The organism is Alcaligenes sp. Lyrl_28 (assembly GCF_051948705.1).
GTDB lineage: Bacteria > Pseudomonadota > Gammaproteobacteria > Burkholderiales > Burkholderiaceae_B > Alcaligenes > Alcaligenes ammonioxydans.
In genome coordinates this window covers 170814-195048 of sequence record NZ_JAYJLG010000006.1, presented here as the reverse complement: position 1 = coordinate 195048, position 24235 = coordinate 170814, and the positions used below count along the sequence as shown (strand labels likewise).

The following is a 24235-nucleotide window of genomic DNA, read 5'->3' as shown; positions in this document are numbered from 1 at the left end:
GCAAAGGTTAAGTGTTTAGGTCGGATTTCCCGTACAAAGCGCTACAATTGTGGCGCCAATCCACCATTCTTGTGCTTCTTGCTGCCAGAGGCTGTCAACATCCCGTTTCGTGTTACGGAGTTTTTAGTGTCCTATCCCGCTTTGCCTTACCCGATCTCTGCCTACACCCGTGGTGCGGAGTTTGCCCGACGTCTGGGGCAGCAAATCCTGATTCTGGACGGTGCAATGGGCACCATGATTCAGCGGTACAAATTGGGCGAGGCCGATTTCCGTGGCGAACGCTTTGCGGATCACCACAAGGATGTGAAGGGCAATAACGAATTGCTGTCGCTGGTGCGTCCCGACATTATTCGCGAGATTCACGACCAGTACCTGGCGGCCGGGGCCGATGTCATCAGCACCAACACCTTTGGTGCGACGGATATAGCCCAGGGTGATTACGATTTGCAGGGCATCAGCTATGACCTGAACCTGGCGTCGGCGCAACTGGCCTGTCAGGCGCGTGATGCCTTCAGCACGCCCGAGTGGCCGCGTTTTGTGGCTGGTGCGCTGGGCCCACAACCTAAAACGGCTTCCATCTCTCCCGATGTGAATGACCCTGCCGCCCGCAACGTCACCTTTGAGCAACTGAGGGTGGCCTACACCGAGCAGGTGCGTGCCTTGCTCGATGGCGGCGTGGATATCCTGCTGATCGAAACCGTTTTTGACACGCTCAATGCCAAAGCGGCTGTCTTTGCCCTGGAAACGGTCTTTGACGAACGTGGTGAGCGCGTTCCTGTCATGGTGTCGGGCACGGTCACGGACGCTTCGGGCCGCATTCTGTCCGGCCAGACGGTGGAAGCCTTCTGGAACTCCATGCGTCATGCCCGTCCGATTACGATTGGCCTGAACTGTGCGCTGGGTGCCGCCTTGATGCGCCCCTATGTGGCCGAGCTGTCCAAGATTTGCGATACCTACGTTTGTGTCTACCCGAACGCCGGCTTGCCCAACCCCATGGCCGAAACCGGCTTTGATGAAACCCCCGCCGATACCTCCAGCCTGCTGCAGGAATTTACGCAAGCGGGTCTGGTCAATATGGTGGGTGGGTGCTGTGGCACGACGCCCGAGCACATTGCCGCCATTGCCGAGCTGTGCCGTAAGCTGCCTCCACGAGTTGTTCCTGAGGTGCCCGTTAAAACCCGTCTGTCGGGTCTGGAGCCTTTGAACATTGATGAAGATACCCTGTTTGTGAACGTGGGTGAACGTACCAACGTCACGGGCAGCAAGGCTTTCTTGCGCCTGATTCAGCAGGAAAACTACGAAGAAGCCTTGTCGGTGGCGCGGCAGCAGGTGGAAAACGGTGCGCAGATTATCGATATCAATATGGATGAGGGCATGCTGGACTCAGCAGCCTGCATGCATCGCTTCCTGAACATGATCGCCTCCGAGCCGGACATTGCGCGCGTGCCCATCATGATCGACAGCTCCAAATGGGACGTCATTGAAACTGGTTTGCGCTGCGTGCAAGGCAAGGCCATCGTGAACTCGATCTCCATGAAAGAGGGCGTTGAGCCTTTCCTGGAGCACGCTCGTTTGTGCCGCAAGTATGGCGCCGCCATTGTGGTGATGGCCTTTGACGAGCAGGGTCAGGCCGATAGTTACGAGCGTCGGGTAGAGATTTGCGAACGTGCTTACCGTTTGCTGGTGGATGAGGTGGGCTTTCCGCCTGAGGACATCATCTTCGACCCCAACGTGTTTGCCGTGGCAACCGGCATGGATGAGCACGCCAACTATGGGCTGGACTTTATTCGGGGCGTAGGCTGGATTCACAAAAATCTGCCGCACGCCCGCTTGTCCGGCGGTATTTCCAACGTCAGCTTCTCCTTCCGTGGCAACGAAGCCATGCGCGAGGCCATCCACACCGTTTTCCTGTACTACGCCATTCAGGAAGGCCTGACCATGGGGATTGTGAATGCGGGCCAACTGGGTGTGTATGCCGATATCGAACCGCATCTGCGCGATCTGATTGAAGACGTGATTCTGAACCGGGCCGAACCTAAGTGCAAAACCGATCCGGCTGATGAGCGCACCCCCACCGAGCGTCTGGTGGAAATGGCCGAGAGCGTCAAAGGCTCGGGCGCCAAAAAAGAGGAAGATCTGAGCTGGCGTGAAACCACGGTCGAGCAGCGCTTGATCCACTCGCTGGTGCATGGCATTACCACCTTCATCGTGGAAGACACGGAAGAGGTGCGTCAGAAGATCGCTGCTCAGGGCGGTCGTCCCATCAGCGTCATTGAAGGGCCGTTGATGGACGGCATGAACGTGGTCGGTGACCTGTTTGGTCAAGGCAAGATGTTCCTGCCGCAGGTGGTGAAGTCTGCGCGTGTGATGAAGCAGGCCGTCGCCCACTTGGTCCCTTTCATTGAGGAAGAAAAGCGCCAGATTGAAGCGGCAGGTGGGGATGTGCGCTCCAAGGGCCGCATGGTGATTGCCACGGTGAAAGGCGACGTACACGACATTGGCAAGAACATTGTGTCCGTCGTGATGCAGTGCAATAACTTCGAAGTGGTCAATATGGGGGTGATGGTGCCTTGCGCCGAGATTCTCGCCAAGGCCAAAGAAGTGGAAGCCGATATCGTGGGGCTGTCCGGCCTGATCACCCCCAGTCTGGAAGAAATGGCCTATGTTGCGTCCGAGATGCAGCGTGACCCTTACTTCCGTGAACGCAATATCCCTCTGATGATTGGTGGCGCGACCACCAGCCGGGTCCACACGGCGGTGAAGATTGCGCCGCATTACGACGGCCCGGTCATCTACACACCGGACGCCAGCCGCTGCGTCGGTGTGGCCACGCAGCTTGTCTCGGATAATGTGGAAGAGTTTCTGGCCGAAGTGCGCGAGGAATATGAACAAGTGCGCCAGCGCCATGCCAATCGTAAAGCCACCCCTTTGATTTCGCTGGAAAAAGCGCGCCAGGACAAGCCTGCGATTGACTGGACAACCTATGTCCCGCCACGCCCCAAGTTCATTGGACGCCGCACCTTCAAGAATTATGATCTGGCCGATATTGCCCAGTTCATCGACTGGACGCCGTTCTTCCAGACCTGGAGCTTGTTTGGTAAGTACCCGGCCATTCTGGAGGACAAGGTGGTGGGCGAGCAGGCCAAGACCTTGTTTGCCGAAGGACAGGCCATGTTGAAAAAGATCATTGAGGGCCGTTGGCTGACCGCCAATGGCGTCATTGCCTTTTACCCCGCCAATACGGTCAATGGTGAGGACATCGAGGTCTATTCGGACGAATCGCGCAGCGAAGTCCTGTTTACCTGGCGTAATCTGCGCCAGCAAGGCGTCAAGCGTGAAGGCGTAGATAGCAAGTGTCTGGCCGACTACATTGCTCCCAAAGAAAGCGGCGTGGCCGATTACATCGGCATGTTTGCAGTCACCGGCGGGATTGGCGTGGACAAGCTGTCCGAGCGTTTCCAGGCTGCAGGGGACGATTACTCAGATCTGATGATCAAAGCACTGGGGGACCGTTTTGCAGAAGGCTTTGCAGAATGTCTGCACGCTCGTGTCCGCACGGATTTGTGGGGGTATGTGACGGACGAACGTCTGTCCAACGAAGAACTGATCGACGAGAAATACCAGGGTATTCGTCCCGCACCGGGTTACCCGGCGTGTCCGGAGCACGTGGTCAAACACGACATGTTCCGTGTTCTGCAGTGCGAAGACATCGAGATGTTCATCACCGACAGTTACGCCATGATTCCGGCTTCCAGTGTGTCGGGCTTTTACTTCAGCCACCCGCAGTCCAAGTATTTTAACGTGGGCAATATTGGTGAGGATCAGTTGCAGGACTACATCAAGCGCAGTGGCCGTACGGAAGAAGATGTGCGCCGCACCTTGTCGGGCGTGCTGGGCTGATATGGGAACGACGGGGCCTGGTACGGGAGGCGCCGAGAGCACCTCCCAAACCCGACGTCAGGCTTTGGGGCGGTTTTTGCGTCATGCGCGAGAACGTATCCGGCCGCTCGACGTCGGTCTGGCCCCGGGAGTGCGTCGTCGTACTCCTGGTTTGCGCCGCGAAGAGGTGGCCCAGCTGTGCGATATCAGCACCACCTGGTACACCTGGATCGAGCAGGGCCGCGATGTGACCGTGTCCCCGACTGTCTGTGCCCGGCTGGCCACCGTGTTGAAGTTGGCCAGAGCGGAACGTCATTACCTGTTTGAGCTGGCCGATTGCGCCGATCCTGAGCATTGGCAAGGTGATATTCAGCCTTTGCCGCAGGGCTTGAGCGCCTGTGTCGACAGTATCTCCGCGCCTGCTTATATTCTGGACCGCAGCTGGAATGTTCTCGCGCGTAACGAGGCCTTGCTGGACTTGTTTGATGGCTGGCCCGATCGCAGCGAGCAGCCCAATCTGCTGCGTTACATCTTTCTGGACCCGGCCGCACGCGATTTGGTGGTGGACTGGGAGCAGCGTGCCAGCCGTGTCGTGGCCGAGTTTCGCGCCGATGTCGGCGCACATGCGGATGAGGCCGATATACAGGCGCTTATTCAGGAACTGGGGCAGCAAAGCCAGGTATTCGCGTTCTGGTGGGGACGCCAGACCGTGGTGGAGCGGGAGGGGGGATTGCGGGATTTCCGCCATCCCAAAAAAGGTGTCAGGCGTTTTCAGCAGTTTACGTTCCGGCTGGCTATCCGGCCGGACTGCAAGTTGGTGATGCTGCTCACTGATCAGGCTTCGCGGGCAGCGGAGCCGGACTAAGGCAGACACAGCAGATCGGTGCGCCAGGAGACGTTGGGCAAGACTTGCCAAAGCAGGCGGCATACCTTCGGACTGAGCCCTATGCTTTCGTTTTTCTGGTCGTGCGTGGCGCCTGTTGCAACGAATCGCCATCAGTGGGGGATAGTCGGGCAAAAGACAGGCTGGATAAGGCGGTAATCGCACCCAGAATCAGGAAAGCCCAAATCGTATCCTGCGTCTGCACACTGCTGGCACCACGCAGGGCCATGCTGATGTTCAAGGTGACGGCCGCGCAAGCCACGCCCAGACTGATGGCCAACTGCTGCGCCATGGCTGCAAAGCTGCTGGCCTGACTCATGGCCTCGGATTCCAGGTCGGCGTAGGTCAGGGTGTTGACTGCGGTGAACTGCAGAGAGCGGAAGAAACCACCTGCCGTCAGCACGGCAATCATCAGCCACATTGGGGTCGTGGCCTGGAACAGGGCGCACAAGGCGATGAACAGGCCGGTCAGCCAGGCATTGATGATCAGTACATTGCGAAAGCCAAAGCGCCGGATGATGGGTGGGGCCACCAGCTTCATGCCCAGTGCACCAATCGCACCGGTAAAGGTGATCAGACCTGCTGCCAGCGCGCTCATGCCAAAGTTGGTTTGCAACATGATTGCCAGTAGAAAGGGGGAAGCTCCGAGCGAGAAGCGGCACAGGTTGCCGCCCAGTACCGATATGGCAAAGGTTTTGGTGCGCAGCAAGGACAGGTCAATGATGGGATAGGCTACCTGGCGGGCGTGCCAGACATACCACAGGCCGGCGATCAGTCCGGCCAGGGTCAGCCAGCCCAGGGTGGACCAGTTCAGGGTGCCGTGGCCGACGTTCTCAAAGCTGGTTACCAGGGTGGCCAGGCAGATGGCGCTCAAGATAAAGCCCAGCCAGTCCAGGGGAGGCCGGTCGGTGGGATAGTCCTCGCGGATATAGCGTAGTACCAGGGCAATACCCAAGGCTCCGACGGGGATGTTGATCAGGAAAATCCAGTGCCAGCTGGCATACGTGACTAAAAAACCACCCACGGGCGGGCCGATGATAGGGCCGAGCAAGGCGGGTAAAGTCAGCACGGCCATGGCGCTTAAAAGCTGATCTTTAGGGACGCGCCGCAGTAAGATAATGCGTCCTACCGGTACCATCATGGCCCCCGCCATGCCCTGGACCACCCGGGAAATGATCAGTTGGGTCAGGGTCTGGGACAGGGCGCATGCAACAGAACTGGCGGTAAAGAGTAGAATGGCGGCCAGGAACACCTTGCGCGCTCCAAAGCGGTCCGCAGCCCACCCGCTGATAGGCACGAACACAGCCACTGCCAGCAGGTAGCTGGTAATGATGGTATTCATGCGGATGACGCTGGTATCCAGCGACAAGGCCATGGTGGGCAGGGCTGTGGCCACTACGGTCGAGTCCAGCATTTGCATGAACAAGGCACATCCCACAATGTAGGGAATAATGCGTATGGCCCGACGCTCTTGAGGGGACAGGGTTGCCGGTGGTGGGGCAGCTTCGGTCTGTTCAGATGCCATGCGGCGAACTCTCTGGTGTGCGGTGCAGTAAACTCAAACTTTTCTGTTATCCAATTTATTTAGGCGTACAGGTATTATGGCAAAGAATTTCGAATCCGAAATTACCCAGTTTCTCAAACAATATAAAGCTCAGAATCCCGATACCGAAGCGCGTCAGCGTGAGGGGCGTTATCGTCTGTGGGACAAGCAGATTGATCAGGAACTGCAAGATGGTTACAAGGCGGCCCGCACGCCCCAGAAACCTTACGTGTACTACGAAAACAACTAAATCCTTGCGCCGGCGCCTGTGACCGAGATTGCACAGCAGACTGTTGTGGACACGCCAGCTCCTCAGCCCGAGGATGTGCTGGCGCGTCTTTATGGTGAGCCGCTGTTTGCGATTCCCCAGGATCTGTACATTCCGCCCGATGCGCTGGAAGTGTTTCTGGATGCGTTCGAAGGCCCGTTGGATTTATTGCTGTATCTGATCCGCAAGCAGAACTTCAATGTGCTCGATATTCCGATGGCCCAGGTCACCGGGCAGTATCTGGCGTATGTGGAGCAGATTCGCGCCAGCAATCTGGAGTTGGCGGGTGAGTACCTGCTGATGGCTGCGCTGCTGATCGAGATCAAGTCCCGCATGCTGCTGCCGGTGCGACGTGCGGACACAGGTGAAGAAGTGGATGATCCGCGTGCGGAGCTGGTGCGCCGTTTGCTGGAATACGAACGCATGAAGGAAGGGGCGCGCCGTCTGGACCAGTTGCCCCTGGCGGGGCGCGATTTTCTGCTGGCCAATGCCCAGGCCGAACTGGTTATTGAGGCGATCCCGCCGGAGGTGAGTGCAGAGGATTTGCGCGAGGCTTGGCTGGGGATTTTAAAGCGGGCCAAGCTCAACGCCAGTCACAAGATTACCCGTGAGCAGTTGTCGGTGCGGGATCACATGAGCCAGATTCTGCGACGTTTGCAGCATGTTCGCTTTATGGAGTTTAGTGAGCTGTTCAATGAACGTCTGGATCAGGGTGATCCGACAGCGGTGCTTGTCGTGCATTTTCTGGCAATGCTGGAATTGGCACGAGAGTCACTGCTTGAAATCACGCAGGCCGAGCCCTACGCTCCTATTTATTTGCGCCTGACGTATATTCGAGCGCAGGCCGATGGGCCTGATCTTATTCCGTAGCGGAGAATTTTTTGAAAGTCGTTCATAACATCCAAGAACTGCGCGATCAGCTTCAGGGCCAGACACGCGTGGCATTTGTTCCAACCATGGGGAATTTGCATCGGGCTCACCTGGACCTGATGAAGATGGCGCGCCAGCATGGCGACCCGGTGGTGGCCAGTATTTTTGTCAATCGCCTGCAATTTGGTCCTAACGAGGATTTTGATCGTTACCCCCGCACCTTGCAGGAAGATGCGCAGAAGATGGAACAAGAGCGCGATGTGTATGTCTTGTTTGCGCCCTCGGAACGCGAAATGTACCCCGAGCCGCAGAGTTTCCGCGTCAGCCCGCCCGATCATCTGGGGCGGATTCTGGAAGGTCATTTCCGTCCCGACTTTTTCGAAGGCGTGTGTACGGTTGTTCTGAAGCTGTTCTCCTGTGTACAGCCGCGTGTCGCCGTCTTTGGCAAAAAGGACTACCAGCAGTTGATGGTGGTGCGTCAGATGGTGCGTCAATTTCAGTTGCCGGTGGAGATTCTGGCGCACGAGACGGTCAGAGAGGAGGATGGTTTGGCCATGTCCTCGCGCAATCGCTATTTGAGTCCGGAAGAGCGCGCCCAGGCCCCGCAGATTTACCAGACGCTGCAAGAGATGAAGGAATGCTTGCAACAAGGTCAAAGCCGTCAGGAGATTGAGGCGTATGCGACCGGCAAATTGACCGATCTGGGATGGAAAGTGGATTACATGGCTTTGCGTCGTCAGTCGGACTTGCTCGAACCGAGCGAGGAGCAGATACAGGCAGGCGAGCCTTTGGTGGCGTTGGCCGCGGCCAAACTGGGCGCAACGCGTTTGATCGATAATCTGGAAATGACTAAAGCCTGATTTCTTGTGTTATTTGGTTAGAAAAGCACAGTTTTTACTGTGCTTTTTTCATATCTGCGTGCTTTTGGTCTGTTTGTCTTTTTGTCTTATTGACCGTGGGGCAGGGGCATACCAAAGCGAGAGGGGCAGGGGCAGGCTGGACTCAGTGGGCGCGGTACCCGGCCCCTGGACCCAGTGCAAGGGTCGGGCCTGTACAGGGTGGGTGTCTCTTTAGGGCTGCTGCCGGAGTCTGGTTGGGGGAGCGCACTCGCCGCCGCAGATTTCAAGCACCGATATGGGCTGGTAAATAGCTGTTTTTTTAGGTCACTGAAACGTGGCTACTTATATTGGTCCTATGACAAAAACATCCTGCACAAGTTAACAGTCGCGTAGTCCCTGCCTAAAATGACAAACTCTGTCTATGGTTAATTCTTCACATTACAGGTGGCCTGGCCGCCTGGTACAGATATACGAGACTGATATGGTATTGAATAGCCACCTTCCCGCTTCTGTGCTTTTTGAAAGCCTGACCCCGCGTGAGCGCGATGTCCTGTCCTATATCGCGACGGGTAAGGCGAATAAAGTGATTGCGGCCGAATTGGAGATTTCCCAGCGCACGGTGGAAGCGCATCGGGCACGCGTTTTTCAGAAGTTACGCGTGCGCAATGCGGTTGAGCTGACTCGTTTTGTCTTTAGTGAGCCGGCGCTGCGCGATGTGCTGCCGCCCTGTTTGATGGGCGGGCAGTCTGCACCATAGCACTTAGCGGCAGGCGGGGATTGGCTGGGTGTCCAGCTCACTGACCGGGTCCAGATCCGCTTGTCGGGTCAAGTGGCTCTCCAGCGTGGGACGTTGCTGGTTGAAGGTGTTAACGCGCAAGACATTGTTGTTTACAAAGCTCAGATCTGCCAGGGTCGAGTCATTGTCCGCCAACAAGGCGATGCGGGTGGGCTGTGTGCCGATGGGGACCCAGCAACCGCCCTTGTGGTAGGACTGACCAGCACCCAGCGGGGTGGCTCGTAAACGCCATTGACCGGCTGGCGCCAGGGTCACGCTGATTTTGTAAGGTTCGCAAATGCCACCTTGGGGCGGGCAGGACAGGGTGCCTAGAAATGTTTTGGGCTCGGCCAGTTCGGCAACACTGCGATCGGCCTGGGCGGCCGGGGCTTGCTCGGCGCTGGCCGGGGTAATGGCGCGCAGACCTTCCTGATTGCCAAAGCCCAGATTGATTTGCGAGGGGGCACGGGCGGTGCTGCTGCCTTGTGCCTGGCGCAGGGCGTCTTTCTGGGTAGAGTCACGGCCTTCGTTAGGGGTGGGCTGAACGGGTGCCTGGGCGCAGGCTGCCAGCAAAACAAGCGAGAGCAGGGGCAGTGAACGCAGAGGAGAAATCTTGAGGAAAGACATGGCGGGCTTCCGTGGACTGGTGATAGCTGAATTCTACGCTAGACCTGGCCTGGCGGGACAGTATCAGACCTATCGAGGGTAGGAGGATTGGCGCGGGTACGTTACAGTTTTGTTTTTTATCCGTGGATTGCACATGCTGACAATTGGGCTGACTGGTGGAATTGGATCGGGCAAAAGCCAGGTGGCCAATTTTTTTGCTTCCTGGGGGGCGGCGGTGGTGGATACGGATGTGATCGCCCATGAGCTGACCGCGCCCGGTGGCTTGGCCATTGGGCCTATCCGCGATACTTTTGGTGCCGAAGCCCTGGCCGCTGACGGCTCGATGGATCGGGACTGGATGCGAGCCTGCGTGTTTGCTGATCCGGCCGCCCGTCATCGCCTGGAGGCGATCATTCATCCTCTGATTTGGAACGTAACAAAAGCACAGACCTTGAAGGCGCAGGGATGTTATCTTGTTGTGGTTGTACCCTTGCTGGTGGAGTCAGGACGATGGAGCGACCGTGTGGACCGGATTTGCGTTGTCGATTGTGATGAGGCGACCCAGATCGCGCGCGTGCAAAAGCGCAGCGGGCTGGCAGTGGCCACAATTGAACGTATCATGGCCGCACAAGCGCAACGTCAGCAACGCCTGGCGGTGGCTGATGATGTGGTTCTGAACGATGGGCAGACGACGTTGCCCGTGTTGGAAGAGCGGGCGCGGGCTGTCCACCAACGCTGGTGTGCCTTGACTGCCTGACACCACACCGTGTCTGACCCCCAGCCGACAAATAAAGGTTTTTAAACGCGTGACTCTATACGAATACCCATGCAATGAGCGTGTCCGGGCTTTACTGAGAGTCGAATACTTGTTCGATAGGCTGTTTCATTTTTCGGCCAACCAGGATGCGTACTCGCACCAGATCGCAGTAGCGACTTTATTTGATTTGCTGGACATTGCAGATCGAACCGACTTGCGTTCGGCCGTTTTGCAGGATCTGGAACGTCAGCGCGTGGCGCTGGCCGCACTGCGCGAGCACCCTGGGGTGCAGTTGCAGGCACTGGACAAGATGATCGAGCAGATCGTGCGCGCGGCCGCCGACCTGTCTGCCCAAGGGCGGGTGGGACAAGGTTTGCGTGAGAATGAATGGCTGACCAGCTTGCGCGGCCGGGTCGCCGTGCCCGGCGGCACCTCCCCGGTGGATATGCCTTCTTATTATTCCTGGCAACAGCGGCCGGACAAGGATCGCGTTCAGGATTTGCGCCGCTGGTCCGAGTCTTTTTTACCGCTTTATCAAGGCCTGGCCTTGATCTTGCGTCTGCTGCGTCAGTCCGGCGACTCGGCCGACCAGATTGCCCGCGATGGCTCCTATCAGGAGATGCTGGCTGGCAAAACCTTCCAGCTGCTGCGCGTCTGGGTGGATGCGGGGGCGTGCATCTATCCCGAAATGAGCGCGAACCGGTATGTCATCTGGATACGCTTTGTACAGCAAGACAATCAATTAAAACCGCAGGCCGTGACCGTGGATATTCCCTTTCGGCTGGCTCGTTGCAACTTCGGCTGAAAACGCTGTTCATATAAGGTTCAGACAGCCGCTTTTATACTTGCTGTGCCAGCGCGGTCTGGCGTGAGGGACGCTTTGTCGTTTGACCGGTCGGGTTGCCAATATTTTGGCGGCATAATGCCTGTCGTTACAGCGATGGAGACGTTTAAACGCTTCTTTAGACTGTGCGTAGAGACAATTGAGTTTTAGCCGGGGAGTATTCATGTCGGAGTTGAACGCAGGCAGGGGTCGGCGGTCCCGATCTTTCTATGTCTGGGTGGTGGTAGGGCTGCTGGTCACGGCAGGCCTTGTTTATTACGCCCTGTCTTCCTCTTCTGATACCGCCGGCCCTTTGCGGGGGCCGCGCGGCATGATGGGGGCCACGAAAGTTCCGGTTCATGTGTCGACCGTGCAGCAAGGTTTGATCGATCAAACCGTTAATGCGATTGCCACCGTCAAGCCCTTACAAACGGTGGCTGTGCGTGGGCAGGTCGACGGCGTGCTCGAACGCATCTATTTCAACGATGGCCAGCGTGTGAAAGCAGGCGAGCTGCTGGCCGAGATTGACCCGCGCACCTATCAGGTGCAGCTGGATCAGGCTCGCGGACAATTGGCGCAAAATCAGGCCCAGTTAAAAGGGGCGCAACAAGAGCTGCAACGCCACCGCATCCTATTTCAACAAAATTCGATTTCCCGTCAATCTTTGGAGACCAAGGAAACGGCGGTTCAGCAACTGCAGGCGCAGATCAAATCCAATCAGGCTGAGGTGGCGCGTGCCCAGGTTCAATTGGACCGCACGCGCATTACCGCGCCCCTGGAGGGCCGCCTGGGTTTGCGCAAGCTGGACCAGGGCAATCTGGTGTCAGCCGGCAATACCGATGGCATTGTTCTGATTACCCAGATTGACCCCATCGGTGTGGAATTTTCCTTGCCTCAAAACCAGCTAAGTCGCTTGCTGGAGGCCATGAGACAAAGTGAGTCCCCCTTGCGCGTGACCCTGATCGACAGCAAGGGACAGATTTTGTCGGATAAAGGCCGCTTGCAGGCACTGGACAACCAGATCGACATCAATACCGGCACCTTGAAGGTGAAGGCCGAGTTTGAAAATGCCGATGAAACCCTGTTTGCCAATCAGTTTGTCAATGCTCGAGTGTTTCTGGGGCAGGACCAGGGATTGCTCATTCCTTCTCATGCGGTGCAGCGGGGGGCGGTGGGAACCTATGTCTATACCCTGGATGCCGAGGACAAGGTTCATATTCAAGTGGTGGAGCTAGGGACAGCCACCTTGGAGCAAACCCTGGTGACAAGCGGTCTGAAAGAAGGCGATCGCGTTGTGGTAGAAGGCACCGATCGTCTGCGTGAAGGCTCGCAGGTCGAGGTGATGAACCAGGATGGTCAGGCCGTTGAAAAGCCTGTTCAGGCTGATGCCGCCGGCACAGCGCAGAATCCGCGTACGGGTGAGGGTCGCCGTCCACGTCCAGCAAGCGAGTAAGCCGTGAGCATGTCGCGTATTTTTATCCTGCGCCCGGTGGCTACCACCCTGGCGATGGTAGCCCTGCTGGTATCGGGTTTGCTGGCCTATCGTATGCTGCCTGTAGCCGCCTTGCCGCAGGTGGACTATCCCACGATTCAGGTGGTTACCTTGTATCCGGGCGCCAGTCCGGATGTGGTAGCGTCTTTAATTACCTCCCCCCTTGAGCGGCGGTTTGGCAGCATGTCGGGCCTGTCGCAGATGATTTCGTCCAGCTCAGGCGGCGCATCGCGCATTACCTTGCAGTTTGATTTGGGCTTGCCCCTGGATGTGGCTGAGCAAGAAGTGCAGGCGGCCATTAATGCCGCCTCAAATATGTTGCCCAATGATTTGCCGGCCCCCCCCATCTACAACAAGGTCAATCCGGCTGATACCCCGGTCATTTCTCTGGCGGTGACCTCCCCGAATATGCCGTTGCACGAGGTGCGTGATCTTATTGACGTGCGTGTTGCGCAGAAACTGTCACAGGTCACAGGCGTGGGCCTGGTCAGTATTGCCGGGGGGCAGGAGCCTGCCGTACGTATTCAGGCAGATCCCAATGCCCTGGCTGCACGCAATCTGACTCTCAGCCACATCCGGCAGGCAGTCGTTGCCGCCAACGTGAATCAACCCAAAGGGAATCTGGACGGTCCCCAGCGCTCGACCAGCATCGGCGCCAACGAGCAGTTGAAGACGGTGCGGGACTATGAAAACCTGATTGTCAGCTACAAGGACGGCGCAGCCGTACGCCTGGGGGAATTGGCCACGGTGCTGCGGGATGCCCAGGATGTGCGTCAGGCGGCCTGGATGGGCACAGTCCCGGCGATCTTGCTGAATATTCAGCGTCAGCCCGGGGCCAATGTCATTGATGTCGTGGATCAGATTCAGAGTCTGTTGCCCGAGATCCGCCGTTCCTTGCCGGTGGGCGTGGACGTTGAGGTGGCCACGGACCGCACGCAGACCATTCGCGATTCGGTTGACCATGTGCAAAAGGAAATGATGCTGGCCATCGTGCTGGTGGTGTTGGTGACCTTTGTTTTTCTGCGCACCTGGACGGCCACCTTGATACCGAGCGTCGTGGTGCCTATCTCCCTGATCGCCACCTTTGCCATCATGTTGATGTGGGGCTTCAGCGTTAACAATCTGACCCTCATGGCGCTGACTGTGGCCACCGGCTTCGTGGTTGATGATGCGATCGTGATGATCGAGAACATTGCCCGCTACATTGAAAAAGGTGAATCCGCGTTGCAGGCCGCTTTGAAGGGGGCTGCGCAGATTGGCTTTACGCTGCTGTCCTTGACCATTTCCCTGATTGCCGTGTTGATTCCCTTGCTCTTTATGAGTGATGTGATCGGCCGTCTGTTTCGTGAATTTGCCATTACGCTGGCGGTGGCTATCCTGTTGTCCCTGTTCATTTCGCTCACGCTCACGCCCATGATGTGCGCGCGCATGCTCAAGCCCGAGGATGAGCGTCAGTATGGCCGCTTCACGACCTGGCTGGGCGAACAGATGGATCGCATCATTGCCGCGTACGATCGTGGCCTGCGGGTCGTGTTGCGTCACCAGACCTTGACTCTATGGGTGGCGTTGGGCACGGTGCTGATGACAGGGATGTTGTACCTGGTGGTTCCCAAAGGATTTTTTCCGCAACAGGACACCGGCCTGATCCAGGCGATTACGCAGGGGCCTCAAACCGCGTCGTTCCGTGCCATGGGGGACTTGCAGCAGCAAGCGGTTGCCATCGTCCTTGAAGACCCGGATGTGCAGGCCGTGACCTCCTTTATCGGCGTGGATGGCACCAATGCCACCTTGAATAATGGTCGCCTGCAAATTGCCCTCAAGCCGATCGGCTCGGGCCGTGCCACGGCCGACGAAATCATGGCCCGACTCGATGCGCGCCTGAAGGATATTCCGGGTTTGACGGTTTACCAGCAGTCCATTCAGGAACTGACGGTGGATGACCAGATCAGCCGTAATGTGTATCAGATGGCTTTGTCCGATCCGGAAACGGCGGTGCTGACTCGCTGGATGCCGCGTTGGCTGGAGGCGGTCAAAGCCTTGCCGCAGATTAAAGATGCTTCCATGAGCCTGCAGGACAAGGGCTTGCAGGTGCTGCTCGATATCGACCGGGATGCCGCAGCCCGCGTGGGTGTGACCAAGGCCAATATCGACGATGCCCTGTATGACGCTTTTGGTCAGCGTTTGATCTCCACGATCTACACGCAGTCTGCGCAATATCGGGTGGTGCTGGAGGTCAAGGACCAGTATCGCCAGGACCCGCAGGACCTGGAAAATATTTACGTGATGACCACGGCAGGTACGCCGGTGCCCATTACCTCCCTGGCGCGTATCGAGCTGGTGCCAAGCACCTTGTCGGTGGAGCGGCTGGGTCAATTTCCCGCCGTGAATGTGTCCTTTGATGTGGCGGACGGCTATTCCTTGTCCGACGCGATTGAAGCGATTGAAACCGTCCCTGACGAGATTGGCATGCCATCCTCGGTGGACACCCGCTATCTGGGTGCGGCCAAAGCCTTTCATGCGTCCTTGTCCAGCACGCTGTGGCTGATGCTCGCTGCGGTGCTGACCATGTATATCGTGCTGGGGATTTTGTATGAAAGCTACATACACCCCATCACGATTCTGTCTACCTTGCCCTCTGCCGCGATCGGGGCCTTGCTGGCGTTGCTGCTGGCCGGGCGGGATTTGGATATGGTCGGGGTGATCGGGATCATACTGTTGATTGGCATCGTGAAAAAGAACGCCATCATGATGATCGACTTTGCGCTGGAGGCTCAGCGCGAGCAGGGGGTCAGTCCTCAGGAGGCGATTCACCAGGCGGCTTTACTGCGTTTTCGCCCTATTTTGATGACCACCCTGGCGGCCTTGTTCAGCGCCATCCCCCTGATGCTGGCAACCGGCTCTGGCGCAGAGCTGCGCCAGCCCCTGGGCCTGGTCATGGTGGGGGGGCTGCTGGTCAGTCAGGTGCTGACCTTGTTTACGACTCCCGTGATCTATCTGTTTTTTGATCGCTTTACCCGCCGTGGTGCCAAGTCGGTGCGCGAGTCGACATGAAACGTTTGCTAGGTTTGTTCATTTTTCGTCCAGTGGGCTCCAGCCTGCTGGCGCTGGCGATGGTGCTGGTGGGCGCATTGGCATTGCGCCTCTTGCCGGTATCCTCCTTGCCGGAAATGGATTTTCCGGTGATCGCGATTTCAGCCAACTTGCCAGGCGCCAGCCCTGAGACGATGGCCTCCAGTGTGGCAACGCCGCTGGAGCAGGCCCTCGGTTCCATTGCCGGGATCTCAGAGATGAGTTCGCGCAGCAGCGAAGGCTCCACCCAGATCATGCTGATTTTTGATCTGGATCGAGATATTGAGGGGGCCGCCCGCGATGTGCAGGCTGCCATCAATCAGGCACGGCCCATGCTGCCCTCGGGCATGTCCAGCGTCCCGACCTACGAGAAGGTCAACCCCTCCTCCATGCCCATCATGGTGCTGGCGCTGACGTCGCAAACGGCCAGCAAGGCCCAGCTTTTTGATATGGCCAGCGGCATTGTGCAGCAAAAGCTGGCGCAGATTCCGGGTGTGGGTTCGGTGGATGTGGGGGGCGGTTCCTTGCCGGCGGTGCGAGTTGGCTTGAATCCCAAAGCCCTGGCCTCGGCTGGCATTGCCTTGGATGATGTGCGTGCAGTCATCAATAACGCCAATAGTTTGCGTCCCAACGGGTATCTGGAAAGCGAGCAGGGTCAATGGCAGATCAACTCGGGCAAGCAGTACAACCAGGCACGATTTTTTGAGCCTCTGGTGCTGAAAAACCAGGACGGACAGGTGATCCGTTTGGGCGATGTCGCCAAGGTTGAGGATTCTGTGGAGAACATTCACAGCCTGGGCTATTTGAACAACCAGGAAGCGGTGTTGTTGATTGTGCGTCGTCAGGCGGGCGCCAATATTATCGAGACCGTCAACACCATTCGCGAACGGTTGCCCGATATCGAGGAAATGCTGCCCAGTCAGGCGCAGTTGACGGTCGCACAGGACCGCACGCCCAGTATCCGGGCCACCTTGGAAGAGGCTCAGCTTACCCTGATTATCGCGGTAGCCCTGGTGGTGCTGGTGGTGTTGGTGTTTCTGCGAAATTGGCGGGCCGCCCTGATTCCCGCCATTGCGGTCCCGGCCTCCCTGATCAGTACCTTTGCGTTTATGCATCTGTTCGGCTTTACGCTCAATACCATTTCCCTGATGGCCTTGATCGTGGCGACGGGTTTTGTGGTGGATGATGCGATTGTGGTGCTCGAGAGCATCATGCGTTATTTGGAAAAAGGTCTGTCACCGATGCGGGCGGCCTTGCGCGGGACTCGTGAAGTGGGCTTTACCGTAACGGCCATGAGCTTGTCGCTGGTGGCGGTGTTCATCCCCTTGTGGTTGATCGGGGGGCTGGCAGGGCGGCTGTTCATGGAGTTTGCAGTCACGCTGTGTACGGCCGTTCTGGTGTCGTTGGTGATCTCTCTGATGCTCACTCCGATGATGTCGGCCCGCTTGCTGCGCCCCGGGCCGCAGGAGTCGGAGGGTTCGCATCCAATCAGCCGCTTTTTGGGCTGGATTGGCAATGTCAGCTGGCGGGCGTATCGCCGCTCGTTGCAGTGGGCCCTCAAACATCATCGTCTGATGCTGTTTTCCTTGTTTGCCACCATCGGTCTGAATGTGTATCTGTATACCGTGGTGCCCAAGGGCCTGTTCCCTCAGCAAGATACCGGACAGTTGATGGGTTTTTTCCGGGTGGACAGGGGTACCTCGTTTCAGTCCATGGTGCCCAAGCTGGAGCACTTTCGCTCCATCCTGAATCAGGACCCGGACATTCGCTCGGTTGCGGTGTTTGCCGGGGGCCGGGGCGGCAGTACCTCGTCCTTTATTCTGGTGGAACTCAAGCCCATGGATGAGCGCAAGGCCAGCACGACGGACATCGTCAATCGCCTGCGCGAGCCTTTGTCGACTACGCCGGGTGCACGCATGTTCATGGTGCCGCAACAGGATATCCCGGTAGGCAGCGGAGGAGGGGGGCGTAGCGGCTCCTATGATTACTCCTTGATGGGCAGCGATCTGGAGCTGTTGAAAACCTGGTTGCCCAAGGTGCAGCAGGCCATGGCCGAACTGCCTGAACTGGTGGACGTGGATACCGGTACGGACGATAAGGCGGGCCTGGTTCAGCTGGAGATCGATCGTGATATGGCGTCCCGTCTGGGCATTGACATGGCCATGGTGGCTGGAACGCTGAATAACTCTTTTTCCCAGCGCCAGGTCTCGACAATTTATGGTCGCTTGAACCAGTATTACGTGGTGATGGAAGTGGAGCCGCGTTTTGCCCAGGACCTGGAATCGCTTAAGGAAATCGAAGTGGTGGCCAAGGATGGAACCCGGGTTCCCTTGTCTGCCTTTACCCGCTTTAGTGCGGGAACTGCGCCGCGCAGCATCAACCACACGGGACTGTTGGTGGCCGAGTCTGTCTCTTTCGATTTGGCCGAAGGAGTCACCCTGAGCGAGGCGACAGCAGCAATCGAGCAGGCCATGGCGCGCATTCAATTGCCCACCCGCGAGATTCAGGCCGGATTTGAAGGCAACACGGCCCAGATGCTCGATGCCCTGGCCAAGCAGCCCTTGATGTTTTTGGCGGCTCTGGTGGCTTTGTATATTGTGTTGGGGATGCTCTATGAGAGCTATATGCATCCGCTGACTATCTTGTCGACCTTGCCTTCGGCCGGAATCGGCGCGTTGCTGGCCCTGATGATGACCAGTGGCGAGTTCAACCTGATTGCCATGATCGGGGTGTTTTTGCTGATTGGTATCGTCAAGAAAAACGCCATCATGATGGTGGACTATGCCTTGCAAATGGAGCGTGAGCGCGGCATGGGCTCGCGTGAGGCGATTTATGAGGCCTGCCTGGTACGTTTTCGCCCCATCATGATGACGACCTTGTCTGCCATTTTTGGCGCTATCCCCCTGATTGTGGCCTCTGGGCCAGGTGTCGAGATGCGCCAGCCTTTGGGGGTCACGATTGTGGGCGGGCTGGTGCTCAGTCAGATTCTGACGCTCTATACCACTCCGGTCGTTTATCTTTATCTGGATCGTCTGCGTCATCGTTTCATGCGCCGCAAGAACCAGACAACTTCGACTCTATAAGCTGATATGCCTATTTCCAACGTCCTGATTTTTCCGCGTTTTGCATTGGCAGCCATGGTGATGGCCCTGTCTGCGTGCGCTGTCGGCCCTGACTATCAGCGGCCGCAGGCGCCAGTCGGTGAGCATTTTCGGGAAGCAGTACGCGCGACGGCCTGGAAGCCGGCTGAGCCGGCAGATCTGAATGACCGTGGCCCTTGGTGGGAAAGTCTCAATGACGGGGTGCTGAATGCCTTGATGCAAAGTCTGAACGAGCAGAATTTCACCTTGCAGCAGGCTCAGGCGCGGGTGCGTCAGGCCCAGGCCACGGTGTCAGGTACCCGGGCGACACAGTTTCCGCAGGTGGGCAGTTCGGTCGGTACGACACGACGTGGCAGCGGCTCGGGTGCTACCAGCCAAAGCAGCAGTACGTATGACGCTAGCGTCACAGTGAATTGGGAAGTGGACTTGTGGGGGCGGATCAGCCGTCAGGTGGAAGCGGGCGATGCGAGCCTGCAGGCCAGTGCGGCGGACCTGGCGGCAACGCGGCTGAGTTTGCAATCCCAATTGGCGCAGACCTATTTGCAGTACCGCAGTGCCGAATCCAGTGCGCGGGTGTTGGATGAAACCGTGGCGGCGTATGAGCGTTCCTTGCAAATCAATCAGAATCGCCTGGAGGCTGGTTTTTCGACACCCGCGGATGTAGCCGCTGCCTTGAGTCAGCTTGAAGGGGCACGGACCCAGCGTCTGGCCCTGGATCGCCAGAAGGCCAGCTATCAGCATGCGATGGCGGTTCTGGTCGGACGCCCGCCCTCGCAGTTTGACGTGGTGCCTAATGCGCCTTGGCCGGTGGCCCCGGATATTCCGGTGGGCCTGCCTTCCAGTTTGCTGGAGCGCCGTCCGGATGTCGCGCGCGCCGAGCGTCGCATGGCGCAGGCCAATGCGCAGATCGGGGTGGCCAAGGCCGCCTGGTTTCCCAGTTTGAACCTGAAAGCCAGTGGCGGTTTCAGTAGTAGTGATCTGAGTGAATGGCTGACCGCGCCAGCGCGTGTCTGGTCACTGGGACCGGCCTTTGCCTTGACGTTGCTGGATTTTGGCGCGCGACGCGCTCAGGTCGAGCAGGCGCAAGCCAGCTATGACGAGCAATTGGCGGGCTATCGCCAGACTGTTCTGGATGCGCTCAAAGAAGTGGAAGATGCCTTGTCCGAGCTTTATGGGCTGGAGCGGGAGCAGGCCAGTCAGGCACGGTCCCTGGCCGCTGCACGGGAGTCCCTGCGTTTGACGCGCAATCAGTTTGATGCTGGCCTGGTGGATTTTCTGAGTCTGGCACAAACTCAGGCAACGGCCTTGTCGGCAGAGCGGCAGGCGCTGGATCTGGAGTCCCAGCGCCTGCGGGCAGCGGTCAAGCTGATGGTGGCACTTGGAGGGGGCTGGGACGCACAAACCGGGTTGACAGCTGAAGAAGTGGCAAAAGCGGGTATGAAGAAAACAGTCGCCGCGCAGCCGGCTGCAAGCGCATCAGGTGCCGCCGCCCAGTGAGGACGTGCGGGGTCCTGCCCGCTGACGGGATCGTTCTTCCAGCTTGCGGATGCCTTGGCGTGCTTGCGAGGGGGGATTTATTCCTGGTCCATCCAGGCGTAGAGTCCCTCTACCCATTCTTCGCCGTCAGCCAAGCCCAAGGTGGCTTGAATCTGATCGGCACGCTTGTATAAATCATCAAAATCAATTTGTGGCGGGTCAACAAACGCCAGCGCGACCAGGTTGCCGTCGTGTGTTTCTGGTAACCAGACTACGGCGGCAAAGCTTTTTTGCAGCGCATGCAGATTGCGAGCATGAACCAGCTCAGAGCCCAGCAGGTTGACCGTCAACAAACCCTGCGGACCCAAGGCTCGCCGACAGGCTAGGTAAAAGTCCTGGCTTTCCAGGGCGGGATGTTCGGCCTGATCGGAGTACACATCCACCTGCAGCACATCCAGTTCGCCATGTAGGGCATCCAGGTAGTCCAGTGCGTCGACCGTATGCACGCTCAAACGCTCGTCATCGGGCGGCAGATGGAACAACAGGCGATTGGCTCGCACCACTTCCGGGTTGATTTCCACCGCGTCGATACGCGCTTGTGGAAAATGCTGGTAGCAAAAACGTGTCAGACTGCCTGCGCCTAGCCCGAGCTGGGCAATGCGTTGAGGGGCATGCTGAAACAGCGTCCAGATCATCATCTGTCGGATGTAGTGCAGCTCAAGCTGATCGGGGGCGGCCAGGCGCATGGCCCCCTGCACCCAGGCTGAACCCAGGTGCAGGTAACGGACACCTTCGTGCTCCGAAATGGTGACGTGGGGCGTCATGCCGGGTTGTTGTCCAGCATGTGACGCATGCCGGCAATACCGTGTGCGCCATGCGTGCGTGCGTCGGCCAGGGTATGCGCCGATTGTCCGCCTATGGCAAAGACGGGAAGGCCGGCCTGTTCTGCCAGACGGGCAAAGCGGGCCCAGCCCATGCCGGGTTCGTCGGGATGCGAAGCGGTGTCCAGCACATGACCCAGCACGAGGAAATCCGCCTGGATTTTGCGGGCGATTTCAATATCGCTTTCATTGTGCGTGGACATGCCGATCAGGCCCTTGCTGATCGCGGGAACGCTTGTCAGGGTATCGTGGCATTTGGCGGATAAGGCTTGGGCGTCGCTGGCGCGCAAGTGCACGCCATCGGCGTGATCCCACCAACTTTCTGGATGCAGGCTGTTGACCAGGCAGCGGGCCTGATACCGTTGGCACAGCGTGACGACCTGCAGGAACGCCTGATGAAGATGAAATTCGGCATCGGGGCGGGCAGCCCAGGCCGGTTCGCGAAACTGGACCAGGGCCGGTCCCTGTTGCAGGGCCTGCTCCAGCTGTTCAAGGTAGGCGGGCAGGCGGCCTGGTTCTTCAATATGGGTAATCAGGTACCGTTCGGGCAGCTGCAGCCACTTCATGGGTGGCTCCGTGGCCGGCAGCACAGGCCCTACCTCCAGCGGCCCCTGGGGGTTGACCCAGGCAAGCTCCTGTCCTTCCAGGCATTGGGGCTCGCCCTCCCATTCCCGCACCAGACAGAAAGAGAGTTTGACGAAATTTTTTGGGTATTCGTGGGTGTAGGTGACCCAAGGATGCGCAAGCGTGGTTTCAATTCCGAGCTCTTCGCGCAGTTCCCGTACCAGCGCTTCGAGAACGTTCTCGCCCGCCTCAATCTTGCCGCCCGGCAGTTCCCACCAGCCCGGCCACGGTTTATCGGCCGGGCGTTTTCCCAGCAACACCCGGCCGTCGGGGTTCAATAAAACGCCAACGGCCACTTCCAGCGTGAGTTTAGACATGTCTAGCGGTCCAATCTCTAGCAAATTGACGTGCTACCCGGCCCGAGCGCGAGCCGCGCTCCAGCGCCCATTGCAGGGCTTCCATGCGCGAGCTTTCGATGTGTTCTGCCGGGCAGCCCAATGCGCCCAGCCAGTAGTACACAATGTCCAGGTAGTCATCTTGTTTAAAGGGGTGAAACGACAACCATAGTCCAAAGCGCTCGGACAGGGATACCTTTTCTTCTACTGCCTCGCCGGGGTGGATCTCACCGTCTGCCGATGTGGAGACCCCCAGGTTCTCTTTCATGTACTCGGGCATCAGATGGCGTCGGTTGGAGGTGGCGTAGATCAGAACATTGTCGCCGGGCGAGGCCACGGAGCCGTCCAGAACGGATTTGAGCGCTTTGTAACCCGCTTCACCTTCTTCGAACGACAGGTCATCGCTGAAGATGATGAAGTGTTCGGGGCGGGAGCTGATCAGGTCGATAATGGTCCCCAGGTCCGCCAGATCGGATTTGTCCACTTCGATCAGACGCAGGCCCTGATCGGCAAACTTGGCCAGCATGGCTTTGACCAGCGAGCTTTTGCCGGTGCCGCGAGCCCCTGTCATCAATACATTATTGGCCGGTTTGCCGTCCAGAAAATGACGGGTGTTGCGCTCAATAATGCTCTTTTGACGTTCAATATGATGCAAATCGTCGGTGCGAATGGTGGCGACGTTCTGCACGCCCTCCAGCCAGCCACGCGAACCATTGTTGCGCCAGCGAAACGCCGTGCAGTCCCAGTCGATAGGGGGGGGAGCAGGCGGCAACCAGGCTTCCAGTTGAGCGAGAACCCGCTCGGCCCGGCTGATCAGGGTACTCAGGTCTTGCGAGCTCAAGACGGTCTCCGATTCAGGTTGAAACGCTTATTATCGCTAATTTGGCACCTTTTTCTGCGATCACTGTTGTGCTTGAGGCGTAACAATGGGCCCAAAGCGATTCAAAATCGTATAATCACCAAGTTACGATTGGCCGACAGCGGCCCCCTCCCTTACTCGTCCGGAATTCTGTTTTGAACCTGTCCACCCTGATTGAACCTATTGCCGACGACATGAAGGCTCTTGATGTCGTCATTCGTGAACGCTTGAATTCGGATGTGGTGCTAATACGCACAATTGGTGAATACATCGTTAGTGCAGGCGGCAAGCGCATGCGTCCTGCGCTGCTGTTGCTGGTAGCCCGCGCGCTGGCCTATCAGGGGAGCACACACCATTTATTGGCGGGCGTGGTGGAGTTTATCCACACGGCCACCCTGCTTCACGACGATGTGGTTGACGAGTCCGATATGCGTCGCGGTCGTCATACCGCCAATGCGGTGTATGGCAATGCAGCCAGCGTACTGGTAGGCGACTATCTGTACTCGCGCTCGTTCGAGATGATGGTGCAGTCCAATTCCATGCCTGCCATGGCCGTGCTCTCGGCAGCCACTACCGTGATCGCTGAAGGCGAGGTTTTGCAGCTGCTGAACGTACATGATCCCGACGTCTCGCTGGAGCGTTACCTGCAGGTGGTGCGTTACAAGACGGCCAAGCTCTTTGAGGCGGCTGCACAGGTAGGTGCGATTGTTGCGGGCGCCTCGCCCGACATGGAAGCGGCCATGGCCGCTTACGGTCGTCATTTGGGTACGGCCTTCCAACTGGTGGACGATGTGCTCGATTACACTGGCGACGCCCAGGCCCTGGGCAAGAACGTAGGCGACGATCTGCGTGAGGGCAAACCGACCATGCCTCTGATCCGTGTCATGGAAGTGGGTACGGCCGAGCAGGTTCAACTCATCAAGTCGGCGATTGAAACCGGCGATGCCGATTTTGCCGCAGTGGCCCGCGCCATCGAACAGACTGATGCGCTCACTTACACCCGTGAAGCGGCCAAGGCCGAAGCACAACTGGCGGTTCAGGCGCTGGCGGATGTGCCCGAGAGCGAATTCAAACAGGTTTTGTTAAGTTTGTGCGCATTTTCGGTAGAGCGCGACCGCTAAGCCCGCTTCTTTCTCCAACCCGCCTTGTGGCGGG

Annotated in this window: 18 protein-coding genes; 13 read left to right on the top strand and 5 right to left on the bottom strand. The window is 58.0% G+C overall.

What is annotated here, in order from left to right; genetic code table 11:
* The first annotated feature begins 126 nt into the window (after positions 1-126).
* Together metH and VF694_RS14525 are read left to right on the top strand one after the other, a co-directional pair.
* A complete protein-coding gene (gene metH / locus VF694_RS14530) occupies positions 127-3900 on the top strand; it encodes a methionine synthase (RefSeq protein ID WP_440164762.1) in 3774 nt (1257 codons plus the stop codon).
* A 1-nt stretch (position 3901) separates the two neighbouring features.
* A complete protein-coding gene (locus VF694_RS14525) occupies positions 3902-4744 on the top strand; it encodes a helix-turn-helix transcriptional regulator (RefSeq protein WP_003802055.1) in 843 nt (280 codons plus the stop codon).
* A 79-nt stretch (positions 4745-4823) separates the two neighbouring features.
* Here VF694_RS14525 and VF694_RS14520 read toward each other — a convergent pair whose 3' ends face one another.
* On the bottom strand, positions 4824-6287 hold the full coding sequence (locus VF694_RS14520; RefSeq protein ID WP_003802053.1) for a DHA2 family efflux MFS transporter permease subunit: 1464 nt from the start codon (positions 6285-6287) through the stop codon (positions 4824-4826).
* Between the two features lie 76 nt (positions 6288-6363).
* Here VF694_RS14520 and VF694_RS14515 point away from each other — a divergent pair, with 76 nt between their 5' ends.
* The 4 genes from VF694_RS14515 (at position 6364) to VF694_RS14500 (ending at position 9039) form a co-directional block, all read left to right on the top strand.
* On the top strand, positions 6364-6555 hold the full coding sequence (locus tag VF694_RS14515; protein ID WP_003802050.1) for a DUF3460 family protein: 192 nt from the start codon (positions 6364-6366) through the stop codon (positions 6553-6555).
* Between the two features lie 45 nt (positions 6556-6600).
* Positions 6601-7443 (top strand): segregation and condensation protein A, encoded by an 843-nt coding sequence (locus VF694_RS14510; protein ID WP_003802048.1) that lies wholly within the window; start codon positions 6601-6603, stop codon positions 7441-7443.
* 11 nt (positions 7444-7454) lie between these two features.
* Positions 7455-8303 (top strand): pantoate--beta-alanine ligase, encoded by an 849-nt coding sequence (gene panC, locus VF694_RS14505; protein ID WP_440164759.1) that lies wholly within the window; start codon positions 7455-7457, stop codon positions 8301-8303.
* A 460-nt stretch (positions 8304-8763) separates the two neighbouring features.
* On the top strand, positions 8764-9039 hold the full coding sequence (locus tag VF694_RS14500) for a response regulator transcription factor (RefSeq protein WP_003802043.1): 276 nt from the start codon (positions 8764-8766) through the stop codon (positions 9037-9039).
* Between the two features lie 3 nt (positions 9040-9042).
* On the opposite strand, the gene VF694_RS14495 is transcribed toward VF694_RS14500, so the two are convergent.
* A complete protein-coding gene (locus VF694_RS14495; RefSeq protein WP_131070934.1) occupies positions 9043-9684 on the bottom strand; it encodes a hypothetical protein in 642 nt (213 codons plus the stop codon).
* Between the two features lie 133 nt (positions 9685-9817).
* Between VF694_RS14495 and coaE the strand changes: the two genes are divergently transcribed.
* From coaE to VF694_RS14465, 6 genes are all read left to right on the top strand, one after another.
* A complete protein-coding gene (gene coaE, locus VF694_RS14490) occupies positions 9818-10420 on the top strand; it encodes a dephospho-CoA kinase (protein WP_003802037.1) in 603 nt (200 codons plus the stop codon).
* 49 nt (positions 10421-10469) lie between these two features.
* Complete coding sequence (zapD, locus tag VF694_RS14485; RefSeq protein WP_039943397.1) at positions 10470-11225, top strand: cell division protein ZapD; 756 nt, start codon at positions 10470-10472, stop codon at positions 11223-11225.
* A 202-nt stretch (positions 11226-11427) separates the two neighbouring features.
* Positions 11428-12696 carry an efflux RND transporter periplasmic adaptor subunit gene (locus VF694_RS14480; RefSeq protein WP_003802031.1) on the top strand — a complete coding sequence of 423 codons (1269 nt, stop codon included), beginning with the start codon at positions 11428-11430 and terminating at the stop codon, positions 12694-12696.
* A gap of 3 nt (positions 12697-12699) precedes the next feature.
* Positions 12700-15786 (top strand): multidrug efflux RND transporter permease subunit, encoded by a 3087-nt coding sequence (locus tag VF694_RS14475; RefSeq protein WP_440164753.1) that lies wholly within the window; start codon positions 12700-12702, stop codon positions 15784-15786.
* Positions 15783-18887, top strand: coding sequence for an efflux RND transporter permease subunit (locus tag VF694_RS14470; protein WP_003802025.1), 3105 nt, complete (start codon positions 15783-15785; stop codon positions 18885-18887). The genes VF694_RS14475 and VF694_RS14470 overlap by 4 nt, the downstream gene beginning before the upstream one ends.
* Positions 18888-18893: 6 nt before the next feature.
* Positions 18894-20402 (top strand): efflux transporter outer membrane subunit, encoded by a 1509-nt coding sequence (locus VF694_RS14465; RefSeq protein ID WP_440164751.1) that lies wholly within the window; start codon positions 18894-18896, stop codon positions 20400-20402.
* 77 nt (positions 20403-20479) lie between these two features.
* On the opposite strand, the gene VF694_RS14460 is transcribed toward VF694_RS14465, so the two are convergent.
* The 3 genes from VF694_RS14460 to VF694_RS14450 are packed head-to-tail and all read right to left on the bottom strand — an operon-like array spanning position 20480 to position 23062.
* A complete protein-coding gene (locus VF694_RS14460) occupies positions 20480-21205 on the bottom strand; it encodes a hypothetical protein (RefSeq protein WP_003802022.1) in 726 nt (241 codons plus the stop codon).
* Positions 21202-22203 (bottom strand): Nudix family hydrolase, encoded by a 1002-nt coding sequence (locus VF694_RS14455; protein ID WP_440164749.1) that lies wholly within the window; start codon positions 22201-22203, stop codon positions 21202-21204. Before VF694_RS14455 ends, VF694_RS14460 begins: the two co-directional genes overlap by 4 nt.
* Positions 22196-23062, bottom strand: coding sequence for an ATP-binding protein (locus VF694_RS14450; RefSeq protein ID WP_440164746.1), 867 nt, complete (start codon positions 23060-23062; stop codon positions 22196-22198). Before VF694_RS14450 ends, VF694_RS14455 begins: the two co-directional genes overlap by 8 nt.
* A gap of 173 nt (positions 23063-23235) precedes the next feature.
* On the opposite strand from VF694_RS14450, the gene ispB reads away from it, so the two are divergent.
* Entirely contained in the window at positions 23236-24201 is a 966-nt protein-coding gene (ispB, locus tag VF694_RS14445) for an octaprenyl diphosphate synthase (RefSeq protein WP_003802015.1), read from the top strand.
* The last annotated feature ends 34 nt before the right edge of the window (positions 24202-24235 follow it).

Coding starts and splice junctions, on each gene's coding strand:
- VF694_RS14525 (WP_003802055.1), top strand. CDS start 3,902: ATGGGAACGACGGGGCCTGGTACGGGAGGCGCCGAGAGCACCTCCCAA.
- VF694_RS14520 (WP_003802053.1), bottom strand. CDS start 6,287: ATGGCATCTGAACAGACCGAAGCTGCCCCACCACCGGCAACCCTGTCC.
- VF694_RS14515 (WP_003802050.1), top strand. CDS start 6,364: ATGGCAAAGAATTTCGAATCCGAAATTACCCAGTTTCTCAAACAATAT.
- VF694_RS14500 (WP_003802043.1), top strand. CDS start 8,764: ATGGTATTGAATAGCCACCTTCCCGCTTCTGTGCTTTTTGAAAGCCTG.
- VF694_RS14495 (WP_131070934.1), bottom strand. CDS start 9,684: ATGTCTTTCCTCAAGATTTCTCCTCTGCGTTCACTGCCCCTGCTCTCG.
- coaE (WP_003802037.1), top strand. CDS start 9,818: ATGCTGACAATTGGGCTGACTGGTGGAATTGGATCGGGCAAAAGCCAG.
- VF694_RS14480 (WP_003802031.1), top strand. CDS start 11,428: ATGTCGGAGTTGAACGCAGGCAGGGGTCGGCGGTCCCGATCTTTCTAT.
- VF694_RS14470 (WP_003802025.1), top strand. CDS start 15,783: ATGAAACGTTTGCTAGGTTTGTTCATTTTTCGTCCAGTGGGCTCCAGC.
- VF694_RS14465 (WP_440164751.1), top strand. CDS start 18,894: ATGCCTATTTCCAACGTCCTGATTTTTCCGCGTTTTGCATTGGCAGCC.
- VF694_RS14460 (WP_003802022.1), bottom strand. CDS start 21,205: ATGACGCCCCACGTCACCATTTCGGAGCACGAAGGTGTCCGTTACCTG.
- VF694_RS14455 (WP_440164749.1), bottom strand. CDS start 22,203: ATGTCTAAACTCACGCTGGAAGTGGCCGTTGGCGTTTTATTGAACCCC.